The sequence below is a fragment of the Streptomyces hirsutus genome (assembly GCF_001418415.1).
GTDB lineage: Bacteria > Actinomycetota > Actinomycetes > Streptomycetales > Streptomycetaceae > Streptomyces > Streptomyces hirsutus.
In genome coordinates this window covers 18101-30681 of the sequence record NZ_LIQT01000273.1, presented here as the reverse complement: position 1 = coordinate 30681, position 12581 = coordinate 18101, and the positions used below count along the sequence as shown (strand labels likewise).

The following is a 12581-nucleotide window of genomic DNA, read 5'->3' as shown; positions in this document are numbered from 1 at the left end:
AGTTACGGGACAGCGCTTAGGTTGTCGAAGACGGACGCTCCGAGCGCGATTCCGATGGCGATGCCGATCAGCATGCCGACAACAAGCCCCGTGCCAGCGAACGATGATCCAACTTCCTCAGTGTCTGTCACACGCTCATTGTGCTGAAAAGCGCTCGAAGGAGGCTCCACCACCGATCAGATACGGCCAGCCTGCGAAAACAGGGCAGTCGGCCCGCGAGTTCAGTTGGGATGATCTTCGGGTTGGTCATGCGGGGAGGGGCCTGCCGTGGGAAGCGCATCGCCGTCGTACAGGGGCCACCGGTACCCGGTGGATATCATCTCCCACTGCGTGTGGCTGCACTCCGCTTCCCGCTCCGCTTCCGCGAGGTCGAGGAGTTCATGCTCGCCCGCGGCGTGATCTCGTCCTACGAGAGCCTCCGGCGGTGGTGCCTGGAGTACGTGCCGCGGGTGGTGGTCACCGACAAGCTCCACTCCTGCGGTGCGACCCACCGCCAGGTCATGCCGGTGGTGGAGCACCGCACTGGAAGTACCTGAACAACCGGGCGGAGAACTCGGACCAGCCCACCCGGCAGCGCGAACGGGCGATGACGGGAGGCACGGCGACCGGTGCGCACGTGCTGCTGCACGACCCAGGTCGGCCTGGTCGAGACGGCGGCTTCGTCCGAGCGCAACGAGATCCGGTACACCGTAGGTGTTGCTGACAACCCCGTCCCGTAACCTCGTGCTTGGAGACGCCAGATGCCATGGGCATCCACTTCGAGGAGGCGATGGTGCTCGGTAGGGGCGCGCGTTTGCCTGCGGGTGCCTTGATGGTGACCTGCATGCTGCTCGTCGGCCCCGGTGCACCAAGCGGTGCTCCCTTTGCCAGGTCACTCCCCGTCGAAACCGTCAGGGACGTTGTACCGAACCGGGTCATGACGTGGAACATCTGCAACCCCTGCGAGGAAAGCAACGTTGACCGGGCCGCAGAGATCGCCACGTATGCGCCCCAGATCATCGGCCTGCAAGAAGCGTGCGTGCGTGACGTCGAGAGGATCCGGGACTACCTGGAGAACCTTTACGGGCTGGTTTACCACGTCGAGTTCGGGATGGTTCTTCGGAATTGGGGCCGTTGTGGCGGAGTGCCGTGGAGTCCGGGGGCCTTCGGCCAGGCGGTTCTCTCGGCGGCACCGATGACAGACCTCGTCAACGTGGACTACCCCGACGGCGGATCCGAAGACCGTGGGTACATGGCAGTCACCACCACTGTGGGCGGCCAACCCGTCCGGGTCTTCAACACACACCTTGCCCAACGACGTCAAGAGGCAGTCCGAGCAGACCAGACCGGCGTACTCGCCGCAGACGTCGCGCGGCACGACCGCGCGATCGTTCTCGGTGACTTCAACGCCGTGCCGAACGCCCCCGAACTCACCGGGATATGGGCCCTGGCCGCGGATACAGACCCCCGGTGCGGTCCCTCGCCCACCGGTGGCTGCAAGCCGACCACGGACTGGCACAGCAAGTTCGACTACATCTTCCTGCGAGGCATCGTCCCGCTCGAGCACCGTGTGCATCCGACCCCGCACTCGGACCACCACCTGCTGCACGCCGACCTGGACACAACTCAGGTGGGCATCCCCGCCGGCTCGGCTGGTGATCCCGAGAGCCGGTGATCCACTCCGCCTGGCCCGGACCTTCGTGGCTTGCCCAGCGCCATCACCGCCCGGCCAGAGGCTCCGGCGAAGACACCGTCACGTCGGTTGACCGGGTGGGGTGATCTTCTGGTTGGTCATGCGGGGAGGGGCCGTTCGTGGGCAGCGCGCCGCCGTCGTACAAGGGGCACCGGTGCCCGGAGGGCGAACGACTCCAGGGCCCGGATCGGATCCGCTTCCACGTGGTCGACCCAGTCCACCCCCGGCACCGGCCCGGATGCCGGGACGGGTCGGACCGCGTCCAGCACCTCGCGGGCCAGCGGTTGGTCGAGCTTCAATTCGGCGTAATGGAAACCGGCAGGTGCCGACGACCCTCCCCTGCCGCGCGCGGTCCCCGGGGGAAGGCAGCCCCGGTCCAAGCGGGCGAAGAGGTGAATGGGCAAGGCTTCCCGGAAGTCGAACCGTGAAGGGAGCTCCGGGACCGAGTCGCCGCGCAGGAGCGCCTCGGTGGAGTCCTGGACCCCGCTGACCCCCAGGTCGTCCCCGGGCTCGAGGATGATGACGAAAACGCATCCGACATACTCCGAGGCGAAGGAGTCGCCGCACGGATCAGGGTCGATACCGCAAGCGCGGTGATCGGGACGAAGATCCGCTCGGCGACATCGACGAGCAGCGCGGGCATCCGCGGTTCGGCGTCGGCGAACTCTGCGGCGGCTTCGGCGTCGCCGGCCTGGACGGCCCGCAGGCGGTCGAAGGCGCTGACGGCCGCGTCCGGGGTCATCGGGGCGAGCGGCGCGGCGGGGTTCTGGAGCATGGACGGCTTCCACGGGGGCGGACGCCGTGCCGGTCACGACGTCGTGAAGGCAGCCTCGGGCGGTTCGCCTGTGGAGGGAGTCCGGGTGCCGGGCTGGCCCTGTAGGAGCAGTCGCTCAGAGAGCCCAGCGTGGCCGCGTCGTCGCAGGTCGCGGAGTGCGGTCCTGCGGCCCCGAGGAATTGCGCAGCAAAGTCGTGGGTTTCCTCAAATGCGCCGGCCGTCGTCTGCTTCCCTCCGGTGGACGTCCGGGGCCTTGCCGGGGCCGTCGTTCGCGTCGGAGGGCAGGCCGATGGCGAGGAGTGCGACATCGTCGTCGAGGTGCCCTGCGGTGTACCGGTACAGGTCGGCGAGCAGGGCGTCCAGGACGTGGTCCGGATCCGGCGGGAGGGGGCGAGACAGCCGCGGGACAGGGTCGTAGAAGTGCCCGCGGTGGTTGCGGGCCTCGACGACGCCATCGGTGAACAGCACCAGGACCGCCCCCTCGGGCAGGGCGTACTGGTCGACGGGGATGTCCGGGAGAACGTTCGGGATGTCGAGGTCGGCCAGACCCAGCGGCAGTGAAGGCATGCCCGGCTCCAGCGGGCGGGTCCGGCCGCAGTGCACCAGCAGCGGCGCCGGGTGTCCCCGATTGGCCATGCGCAGGGTGAAGCCGTCGGCGGACAACTCGGCGATGACGGCGGTGGCGAACGTCTCGAGTCCTGTCCCGCCCTCGGCGACGTTGGCCTCCTGCACCCGATCCTCCAGCCAGCAGACCACGCTGGGCAGGTCCGGAGCGCGAAGGGCGGCCTCGTGGAAGGTGCCCAGCAGCGCGTTGACGGTTTGGATCGCGCCCAGGCCTTTGCCCCGGACATCGGCGATCATCAGCCGGACGCCATGGGGAGTGGGGCGGATCGCGTACAGGTCGCCCCCGATGGCGGCTTCCCGCGCGGCGGCCTCGTAGCGGACGGCCACGGCCAGTGGCCCGATTCGTCCGGGCGGGGAGGGAAGCACCGCGCGCTGGACGGCCTCGGCGACCTCGCGGGCGTTCTTCAGCTGCCGCCGCTCACGGGCCAGCAGCCGGTTGACGACCGCGGCCAGGAGGGTCAGGGTGACGAAGGTGGAGAACGGGACGACGTCGTCGACGCCGAACGGCAGCCTGCCTTTCACCAGCGGCAGGAGAACCGCGGCGAGGAACGCCGCCCCGCCGGTGGCGACCGTCCCGGCCAGGGAGAACCAGGGCGCGACCAGCACGGGGACGGCTGCCAGCAGAGGGAACACCCTCACACCTCGCGGGGTGAGGAGGTCGAGGACGAACACGCCGAGGATCAGCGCGAGGGGCAGCCATCGAAGCCACCGTCTTTCGCGGGGCGGTAACGCGCGGGTGGGTCCCACTCTCCTGCACTCCGGGTGTGTTCCTGGACAAAATCCGGATTTCAGTCTCTGTCGCATCCCCGACCACGGCGACCGGAGCACCACGGCCGGGGAGATCGATTGAGGCTGCCCGAGCCGGCGTCTTCCGCTTCATCGAGGTCGAGTACCACCGCACCCATCTGCGCGAGCACCCCGTCCACGGGTACGTCACCCCGCTCGAAACCGGGGCACTGACGACGCAAGACCTCGCCCCCGCAGCGTAACCACCCGCTGTCCACGACCAGGGGGAACTTCAGTCCTTCGCAGGTTGAGCGGCTTGCTGTGGGATGTCGAAACGTCGGTGGGGAAGGAGTCGCAGGCCATGGGCGGCGGAACCTGAGTACGCGTACTCATGCGCCCGGCCCCGTCTCACCGGAAGGTGGGGGCCGGAGGTGCGGGAATGAAGAGGACCGGGGCGGCCCGGTGGCGCCGAGTCCGCAGACGGCGTACCCGGACAGGCCCAGGTTGAACATCGGAATGCTGCCGGTCAGGGATTGCCGCCCCTACGGGCAGTTCTCCCCGAACTTGACCGCGGTGAGCTCCACCGGCTGCCCGTCCAGGGCCGTACCCGCGGCCGGCGTCTGGGAGCAGACCTGCCAGTTGGACTCCATCAACACCATCCGGTCATCGGCCGACGCATCATTCACCGTGATCGACGTGCTCGAGTCCAGGGCCCCGCGGGCCGCCTTCACCGACTCCCCCCTGAAGTCCGGCATCTTTCCGCCGGCAGCAGACGGCGGCGCATCATCCTTCACAGGGCAGGATTCCTCGAGCTTCACTGTGCCGAAGTCCAACTCGGTGTCCGTCGACACCGATGTGCTCGCCTTGATGTTCTGGCTGCAGACCTTCCAGTTCCGGTCGAAGGCTTGCATACGGTCCCGGCCGAGCGCGTCGTGCGAAGTGAGGCCGTAGAAGCCGACCTCCTGCGCCTTGTCCTGTGCCGACTGCAGGCCCATGCCGACGAAGTCCGGCACGGTCGCCTTCTCGGTTTCGTCCGCCTTGGCGTCGTCGGCTGGAGTGCTGCTCGAGGAAGCGGGGGGCGCCGTGGCCGGGGCGTTGACATCGCTCGCGTGCTTGTCGTCGGCCGGCTGGCAGGCACTGACGCTACCGACGACCGCGCAGAGCAGGGCAGCAGTGATGATGCGGATTCGCACAGATTCCCCCGAGTGATGTCAGTACAGGCGGATCACGGTAGAGCACTTGTGGGGGAGTCGTGTGCACGGGTTATCAGGCTGTGACGAAGCGGTTACCATGGCCCGTTCGGCAACGCGCGTCTCCCCGACGGAACACTTCGCCGCCTTGCGTAAGACCTCGCGTTCCTCCTCCACCCCGCGGGCCTTCTTGCGCAGGGCCGCGTTCTCCGCCTCCAGGGGGGCGGCTGGGTCGGCACCTTCCTCTGCGGCCCCGGGGCCGGTTTGCCCCGGCTGCCCGTACCCGGTTCGCTGGTGCAGCGCGACCGCGTCCGCCTTGAACTCCGGCGGATCATGCTTCATGACCACGAGATATCCGTTCTCGGATCCTCAGGATCCGGTGCCTCGTGTGTCCAAGGTCAGGGGGCAAGACCCAGCGGAGGCATACCCTCCGAATGTGCGCCTGCTCGCCACGGACCACGTTGATACCAAGTCCTCTTCACGCAACGTTACGACGCTGCGTAGGGGGCGGTAAGCGTGGCGACGTGCAGAGATCGGTCCTCCGACGGCAGGCTCCGCGGACCACATCCGTGCCCTCGCGGCGCGCACGGTGATCAGCTGCCTCCGACGCCCGCCACAGCCCAACAGCCTTGATGGCAAAGGCCGTAACCGGGGGACCGCTTCCTGTGGCTTCCACGGTTTGCTGCAGGCCCCCATCAGACGCATCGTAGGAAGCGGGGGGAGGGCCTGCTGCACGGTCCGTTGTCCGTTCGGCGCCCGCTTCCCATTTCACTCCGCTGCACTCCACGATCATGTGCGGTGCGAAGAGGGAAGGATCTCACCATGCCCCATCCATGGATGCCCCAAGCCCTCAAGGCGGACGTCGGGGACCATGCGCCGTGTGACCCCGAGTTCCCGGCAAGGGCGATCGCGCACATCACGGCGGACAGGGAGGCCACCGCCGAAGCGCCCCTGGATCTGGTCCCGTTCGCCAACCTCAAGGGCTTCTTCACCGGCAGCGGCAAGGGCCGGGCTCCGCACATCCTCTGGGACCCCTTCACCGGAGCGTTCGTCCAGTTCTTCCCCGCCACGTCCCGCAGCAAAGCCGTTTTCGACGCGGCCGGTGGTACTCGTACCAACCGGGCCGGCAAAGTCGTCATCCAGATCGAGTCCTTGTTCTTCCCGCACTGCCGCGTGAACGGCAAGGTGTTCGCAAGGCTGGTCGACACTCCTTGCAACGGCTGGGGCGATCTCCACGCATGGATCAGTTCATGGGGCGTACCGGACGTCTGGCCCATGGGCCGCCCGACCTCCCTGTCCCGCAACACGTGTCCGGCCGACAAGTGGAGGACGCAGGGCGGGTGGTACGCCCATGCCCATGTCCCGGAGAACGACCACGTCGATCCCGGTTCCTGGCCGGCGTTCATGTCCCGGCCGATTGGCCCGCCCTTTGCCGAGCCCCGGTTCGAGCCGTTCCCTGGTGCGTCGTTCTTCCAGGTGGGACGTGAATCGCTCATCATCGAGGAAATGCACGGTCGGCTCGTCGCCGAAGACTGCGACCGCTACACGTCCAGCGCCGGTGCCGACGTATGGGGAGCGGGCGATGTGAGGTCGTACACCGCCTGGCAGCAGAAGCTGGGTTTCGAGGGAAGCGCTGCCGACGGCGTCCCCGGCCGGTTCAGCTGGGACAGGCTCGAGGTCCCCAACGTCTGAGACTTTCCGAGCGAGGCCCCAGAGCTCTGGGGTTTTGACGAACTGGTCGTCAGAAAATTCGTATGTCAGCAGGTTTCCGGGTTTGCGTGCGACTCACATCAGGCACATGGCGGGAACGCGGCCAAACCGCCCGCATCCCGACGAGCGCGCCTTCGCCGCCAAGGGCGACCTCGCCCGCGACATGATCCGTCGCACCCTGACCTCCCCACTCCCCATCACCTGCCACCTCGCCCGCGCCCCGCTGGAGGCCACCGTCGCCGACCTGGTCCGCGTCGCCGGCTGCCGCTGGAAGATCGAGGAGTGCTTCCAGAGCGCGAAGAACGAGTGCGGCCTGGACCAGTACGAGGTCCGCCGTTACAGGGACTGGGCTGGTACCGGCACATCACGCTTGCCATGCTCGCCCAGGCGTTCCTCGCCGTGATGGCCGTGCAGGAGCGCGGAAAAGGGGTGCCGCGGTCGACACACCCGGTCTCGTGGACCTCGCACCGGCCGAAATCCGCCGCCTGTTGGCAGCTCCACCCCGCTGCCCTCCCGCACGCCGCGACCACGCGGTGAACCGGCCCCGATGGCGGCGCCGCCACAGGTACGCGCCCGACGCTGTCCCTGCACGCGACGCGGGCACACGAGCGTGGGGCGGTCGGCCCAAGACCGTCCCACGCATGCCGCACCCTCGCTGGACTTCCCACCGCCAGGACGTTGACCAGCAGAAATACAGAAGTCCGGCGGGAGTGTCAGGGGAGCTGTTCCGTCTTGCCGGCGACCAACCGGCCGGCCTCGAAGCCATCGATGCGGGCTGCCCGAGCGGCCGCTGCGACGGGCACCGTCACAGCTGCTTGACCGTCGGTGAGATCGGCCGATGCGTAAGGTCGTTGGTCGACGTAGACGTCCACACGATCGACGTTCGCCGCCTTCACCTTGAGTTTCAAGGAGCCGTTGACGGAAACGGCGTCCGTGACGGACACGGTGTGCGGCTCCCGGTCCTTGAGGAGCAGGCCTGCCCGGTCGAAGAGATCGGCGTTGTCCTCCAGCAGGTCCCGGCGAGTCATCCGGTGCAGCTCGTCGGGGACGACGCCCAGGTCCTCCACAGGAGTGCCGGACAGGGCACCGACCCGGAGGGTGCGGCGGATGGATACGCGCATGCCGGCTCCCTTCGGCAGCGGTACGTACGGCGTGGCTCGGTCACCTTGGAGGAGGTCGGAGAGAAGTTCGTGGGTCCAGACATTGGCACCGCCGGCACCGGTGTTCTCGTCGGTACCGAGTACGGGGCCGATCCGGTGGTCCTGGAAACCGGCGGCGAAGATGTCGGTAGCCGAGTAGCAGCGGGCGTTGGTGATGAGAACCACTGGCCCGAAGTACTGCTGCCCGATGGCGTTTGCACCGTCCTCGGGGGTGAGGGGAAGGCGCCCGAGAAGGTGGCGCCGGTCTCGACGGCCTGCTCCAGAGAGGGGACCCAAGCGCCCGGGTCAATGCCGGAGGAGTCCTGGTGCCTGCGGCAGATGCGCAGGTTGAGCGGGGTGTTGATGAACTGCACCGGCTCGGGGGCGATCCGGCGGGGGGTGAGGACCTGCAAGGCGAACTCGGCGGCGTGGATGTGACCGCCGCCGTTGTCCCGGACGTCCACGATGAGCCCGTCCTGTGGCGACTGCCCGATGCGGCGCCCTCAGCCCAGGCGTCCATACGGTCAGGGTTGCGGACACACGGTGTCGGAGGGACGTTCGGTGGTGAGCTGATGACCGCGTCGTAGCCGTCCTGCCGGCCCTCGACCTCGACCGGTACGAAGACCTCGGGCTCGTCCGGGACCGGGTAGGAATGGTGCTGGGGCACGGGGGACGCCTTCGCTCGCTCACCAGATGGGCTTCGCCACGTTGCCGTAGGACCAGGTGGAGTGCCTGGACATTTCGAAATGGAGGTGCGGTCCGGTGGAGTTGCCCGTCCTGCCGACCGCGCCGAGCCGCTGTCCGGCGGTGACTTTCTGCCCGGTCCTCACCTGTCGCTGCGACAGGTGGCAATAGGTGTAGACATGGTCGTTGTCCGCACGCAGACCGATCCACTGGCCGTACGCTCCCCCCTTGCCGTTCGACCAGGCGATGGTGCCCCTGCGCACCGCGACCACGGGGGTGCCGGAGTCTGCGGCGAAATCTTGTCCGGTGTGCCGGCCGACACCGTCCGGCTTCCATGCGTAGGGCCCGCGGGAGAAGAAGCCGAAGGTGACCTTGTGGCCGGGGACGGGTGACGGCACACGTCCCTTGCCGGAAGTGCCTCCCTGCCTGTTGGCGGGTGGGGCGCCCTTGCAGTCGACGGCGAAGCCGGCATGGCGGCCGAGGGTGGTGAGTGAGGTGCAGCCGGGGACGCCGTCGGCGTCGGTTCCCTTGAATCCCTGAGCGAGTTGTTCGGTCCGGTAGGCGGCCTTGGTCTGCTCGCCGAAGAAGCCGGTGGCTCCATCCGGGATCTTGCGGCCACGGGCGATGAGTGCTTTCTGCACGACGCGTACGTCCTTGTTCTTCTTGCCGAACTGGACGTTGGACAAAGCGACCATGACGGACTCGCGTCCTCTCGTTATTGCCAGGGCGTCACTGTGAGCCGAAGTCGGGCGTCCGCACCCACGATCGGGGCGGCGGTGTCAGGCAGTTCGATGTGGTTGACCCAGATGTCGGGGCCCGGATTCTCGTCGCCGCGGGTATGGCTGCCCGGGCGGTGGTCCCTGATGGAACCGGCGATGGCCGAGTTCCAGACGGCCGAGAGGGCGGGCACGGAGGTCGCACCGTCGGCGCCGACGTCGACGACGAGGATGTCGTCGAAGTCGGCGGTCTGCTCCAAGTGGTCGCCGAAATTCAGCAGGCCGTCGCGTTCACGCAGCGACAGGATCCGCAGATGCAGCGCATACCGCATGGTGCCGGTATCTCCGGGATGGGCCAGGCCGCTGCACAGGAAGGTGTCCACCAGTGGTACGGCTCCGGCGGTGTCCGTGGCGGTTTCCGTCGGGCCTTCAGGGGTAGGGTTCCGCGTGCGGTCCCGCAGTTGGATCGGGCACCACTGGGCGCTCGTCCGCTCGTGCATCACGATCTGGAGGCCGCGTACCGACAGAGCGACCTCGGCCTGCCAGGCCGTGTCCTTGCGCTGCGGCAGCCGGTGACCGACGAGCGCGGCCTTCACCTCGCGGTCACCGAACAGGAAGCGCCGCAGGTTCTGGTAGCCCTCCTCGGAGTTGACGACCCCGTAGCGTCCGCTGTGGCTGCGGTGCACGTACGCCTGATGGGCACCGGGGACGTATGCGTTGTCGATCTGTACCAGACCGTCGCTGCGGGGCCCGACCGTGGCAGCGGAAAGACCGTGCGCCACGTCGTAGTCGGCCGGGTTGGTGCCGATCAGGCAGAAGACCCGGTCGCGGGGGAAGGCGAACGGCCGGTCCAGGGGCATCTCGCGGGGATCCCACCCCTCCGGCGGGCCGTCCGGATCGGCGACGGACTCAGGCGTCAGATACTCGTACATCCGCTCGGGACCGAAGATCTGCGCACCGTTGATGCCGATGGTGTCGCGCAACCTCTCCAGCATGCCGAAGCCGAAGTCGAAGGTGATGCCACCGTGCGGTGTACCGTACGTGAAGAGCTTCCCGACGCACTCGGCGGGGTCGCGGCCGAGGTCCGGAAGGATCTTCTGGATCAGGCAGCGGCACACCAGGCCGCCCATGGAGTGCGCGACCAGATGGACGCGCGGTGCCCCGGATTTCTCCCTGATCGTGTCGATCAGCGTCAGCAGGTCCTCCGCAGCCGTCTCCACGCGGAATTCCTTCGGCCTGCCGCTCCACGTGCTCGCGGACACATCGTAGAAGCGGTGTATCCAGATGCTTTCGGGTGGGATCGTGGCATGGGAATTCAGATAGATCGCCTGACTGCCGTCGACCAGGATCTGGTAGTCCTCGTCCAGATGCAGGCGCAGCAGCGGACTTTCGAACTGGTAGAAGTCCGGCTCGTTGTCCGGTCCGATACGGATGTGCGTGGAGCCCTCGTTGAATCCGTAGAAGGGATCCGTCACGGCTTTGTTGATGCCTGCCGTGTCGCCGGCGAACCCTCGGACGTAGACGAGGGGGAGTTTCTGGGGCGTGGACATACGATCCTCACCGGCTCAGTACGCACCGATGTCCGGAGGCCAGGCCGCCGGGTGGTCGATGAAGGCATGGGGGGTGTGCCCGCCCGGCGCCTCGCCCAGGATGGACGGCCTCCAGTTGTGGAAGTCGTCGTAGCGTGGATCGTCCACCAGGGGGAGACGGACGTGCGCTTCGTGCGGGTCGGCCCTCGTGCGGCTCCCCCTGCCGATCGCGGTTGGCGGCGGTCCTGCCGGGGCAGCTGCCGCCGGGCATCGCGCGGCATTCACCGCAGTGGCGTCCTTTCTCGGCCGGCACGGAATCGGCTCCTCCGCGGTCCCACGGAAAGAGGGCCTGGGAACCGTCCACGAGAACCGTGCTTCCCACGGCGATCCGGTTTTCCGCGCCGGCCTTGGCCGTGGTTCCACAGGGCCCCGGCGGGTTGTCCGGTTCGGATGACACCGTGCCGATGGCACGGAGGTCGTCCGGAGTCTCATCGAGGGCGCCCTGGACCATCCGGCCCACACTGCCGATGCCGCTGGGCTGATGGACGAGGCCGACGCCCGGCAGTCGGTGGCCGGACCGGAACAGGTCGCGGATCACTGCCGGGAGATCGAAATCGGTCGATGCCACCGACCGCAGGCATACGACCTCTTCGATGGTCGCCGTGGCGGTCATGGCATCTCCACTGCGATCAGAGGGCTGTTTGTGAGGCTGCGGGAATCGAATGTCGCCGATGCAGCCGTCGTGTCCGACGCTACGGAATCACTGTCAGCGCGACGTCATCCTGACGTCATCGACTCAAGAGATGTGCTCAGGGACGGTGGTGTCCGATGGTCATGAGAAGCCGGGTGTGCCGCTCGTCAAGCGGGGTTGCACAGTGCGGACGAGGGACTGAAACTGGTAATGACAGCCTCCTCGGAGGATGCGGTACGTCCTCGAGGGCGCACCGGAGGACCGACCGGCGGCGACGCATTGTCGACGAGGCCGGACAGCCTTTAGAGGTGCGCTCACGCAACACACTGTGAGCGAGGCGATGAGGTTGGTGTCTCCTCCCCAGTTGCGGTTGCTCGGCCAGTTCCGGCTGGAACTCGGTACTGAGACCGTCGAACTGTGCCGCAATGGCCAGCGGTTGCTGGCGTTCATGGGGTTGCGGGGCCGGGTGTCCCGCACAATCCTCGCCGGCACGTTGTGGCCCGAGGTCACCGAGGAACACGCCCGGGGCAGCCTACGCACCACCTTGTGGAAGCTGCCGCACGGGGGACCACCTCTGATCGGGTGCTGCGGAGACTCACTGCTGGTCGCCCCGACCCTGCGCGTTGACGTCCACATCCTCACGCAAACGGCACTCGACGTCGTGGAAGACCGCGGCCCACTCTTCCACACCCAGCCACCACTGGGACTCCTGACCGGAGAGGATCTGCTGCCGGGGTGGGACGAGGACTGGGTGATGGTGGAGCGTGAACGCCTGCGGCAACTGCGACTGCACGCGCTCGACATGCTGGCCGAGACCCTGATACGGCAGGGCCGACCGGCCCTGGCGATGGAGGCTGCCTGGGCAGGCGTACGCGCGGAGCCCTTACGGGAGAGTGCGCATCGGGCCATCGTGTCGGCGCATCTCGCGGAGGACAACATCAGCGAAGCGGTGCGCCACTATGACGCGTTCTGCAGGTTGTTGAACGAGGAACTGGGCGTCGCGCCCTCGCCGCGGTTCGCCCGGATGCTTCCCGAGGGACTACCGGCGCGGATCACGCCACGGGGCCGGGACTGCCTTCGAGGATGGTTCCGGTGATCGCCGGTGTTCTTCGGTGCTTCCTCCAT

The 12581-nt window shown here is 67.7% G+C and carries 9 protein-coding genes and 3 pseudogenes; 6 read left to right on the top strand and 6 right to left on the bottom strand.

What is annotated here, in order from left to right; genetic code table 11:
- Window positions 1-267: 267 nt before the first annotated feature.
- The 3 genes and pseudogenes from AOK11_RS46805 to AOK11_RS20775 form a co-directional block, all read left to right on the top strand.
- Window positions 268-431, top strand: a pseudogene (locus AOK11_RS46805) (IS6 family transposase); the annotation flags it as partial.
- A gap of 9 nt (window positions 432-440) precedes the next feature.
- Window positions 441-610, top strand: a pseudogene (locus AOK11_RS46800) (IS6 family transposase); the annotation flags it as partial.
- Between the two features lie 135 nt (window positions 611-745).
- Window positions 746-1654 (top strand): endonuclease/exonuclease/phosphatase family protein, encoded by a 909-nt coding sequence (locus tag AOK11_RS20775; protein ID WP_079034984.1) that lies wholly within the window; start codon window positions 746-748, stop codon window positions 1652-1654.
- A gap of 997 nt (window positions 1655-2651) precedes the next feature.
- On the opposite strand, the gene AOK11_RS20765 is transcribed toward AOK11_RS20775, so the two are convergent.
- Both AOK11_RS20765 and AOK11_RS20760 read right to left on the bottom strand, forming a co-directional pair.
- A complete protein-coding gene (locus AOK11_RS20765) occupies window positions 2652-3818 on the bottom strand; it encodes a PP2C family protein-serine/threonine phosphatase (RefSeq protein WP_055595230.1) in 1167 nt (388 codons plus the stop codon).
- Between the two features lie 521 nt (window positions 3819-4339).
- Entirely contained in the window at window positions 4340-4990 is a 651-nt protein-coding gene (locus tag AOK11_RS20760) for a hypothetical protein (RefSeq protein ID WP_055595229.1), read from the bottom strand.
- 819 nt (window positions 4991-5809) lie between these two features.
- Between AOK11_RS20760 and AOK11_RS20750 the strand changes: the two genes are divergently transcribed.
- Complete coding sequence (locus AOK11_RS20750) at window positions 5810-6679, top strand: peptidoglycan-binding protein (protein ID WP_055595228.1); 870 nt, start codon at window positions 5810-5812, stop codon at window positions 6677-6679.
- 181 nt (window positions 6680-6860) lie between these two features.
- Window positions 6861-7234: pseudogene (locus AOK11_RS45180) on the top strand (IS701 family transposase); the annotation flags it as partial.
- 176 nt (window positions 7235-7410) lie between these two features.
- Here AOK11_RS45180 and AOK11_RS20740 read toward each other — a convergent pair.
- From AOK11_RS20740 to AOK11_RS46220, 4 genes are all read right to left on the bottom strand, one after another.
- Window positions 7411-8022 (bottom strand): S41 family peptidase, encoded by a 612-nt coding sequence (locus AOK11_RS20740; protein ID WP_240497424.1) that lies wholly within the window; start codon window positions 8020-8022, stop codon window positions 7411-7413.
- 500 nt (window positions 8023-8522) lie between these two features.
- Window positions 8523-9215 (bottom strand): peptidoglycan DD-metalloendopeptidase family protein, encoded by a 693-nt coding sequence (locus tag AOK11_RS20735; protein WP_055595226.1) that lies wholly within the window; start codon window positions 9213-9215, stop codon window positions 8523-8525.
- A 20-nt stretch (window positions 9216-9235) separates the two neighbouring features.
- Window positions 9236-10786 (bottom strand): esterase/lipase family protein, encoded by a 1551-nt coding sequence (locus AOK11_RS20730; protein WP_055595225.1) that lies wholly within the window; start codon window positions 10784-10786, stop codon window positions 9236-9238.
- A 15-nt stretch (window positions 10787-10801) separates the two neighbouring features.
- Complete coding sequence (locus AOK11_RS46220; protein WP_276204836.1) at window positions 10802-10933, bottom strand: hypothetical protein; 132 nt, start codon at window positions 10931-10933, stop codon at window positions 10802-10804.
- An 863-nt stretch (window positions 10934-11796) separates the two neighbouring features.
- Between AOK11_RS46220 and AOK11_RS20725 the strand changes: the two genes are divergently transcribed.
- Window positions 11797-12552 carry an AfsR/SARP family transcriptional regulator gene (locus AOK11_RS20725; RefSeq protein ID WP_055595234.1) on the top strand — a complete coding sequence of 252 codons (756 nt, stop codon included), beginning with the start codon at window positions 11797-11799 and terminating at the stop codon, window positions 12550-12552.
- Window positions 12553-12581 lie beyond the last annotated feature (29 nt).

Coding starts and splice junctions, on each gene's coding strand:
- AOK11_RS20750 (WP_055595228.1), top strand. CDS start 5,810: ATGCCCCATCCATGGATGCCCCAAGCCCTCAAGGCGGACGTCGGGGAC.
- AOK11_RS20735 (WP_055595226.1), bottom strand. CDS start 9,215: ATGGTCGCTTTGTCCAACGTCCAGTTCGGCAAGAAGAACAAGGACGTA.
- AOK11_RS20775 (WP_079034984.1), top strand. CDS start 746: ATGGGCATCCACTTCGAGGAGGCGATGGTGCTCGGTAGGGGCGCGCGT.
- AOK11_RS20725 (WP_055595234.1), top strand. CDS start 11,797: ATGAGGTTGGTGTCTCCTCCCCAGTTGCGGTTGCTCGGCCAGTTCCGG.
- AOK11_RS20730 (WP_055595225.1), bottom strand. CDS start 10,786: ATGTCCACGCCCCAGAAACTCCCCCTCGTCTACGTCCGAGGGTTCGCC.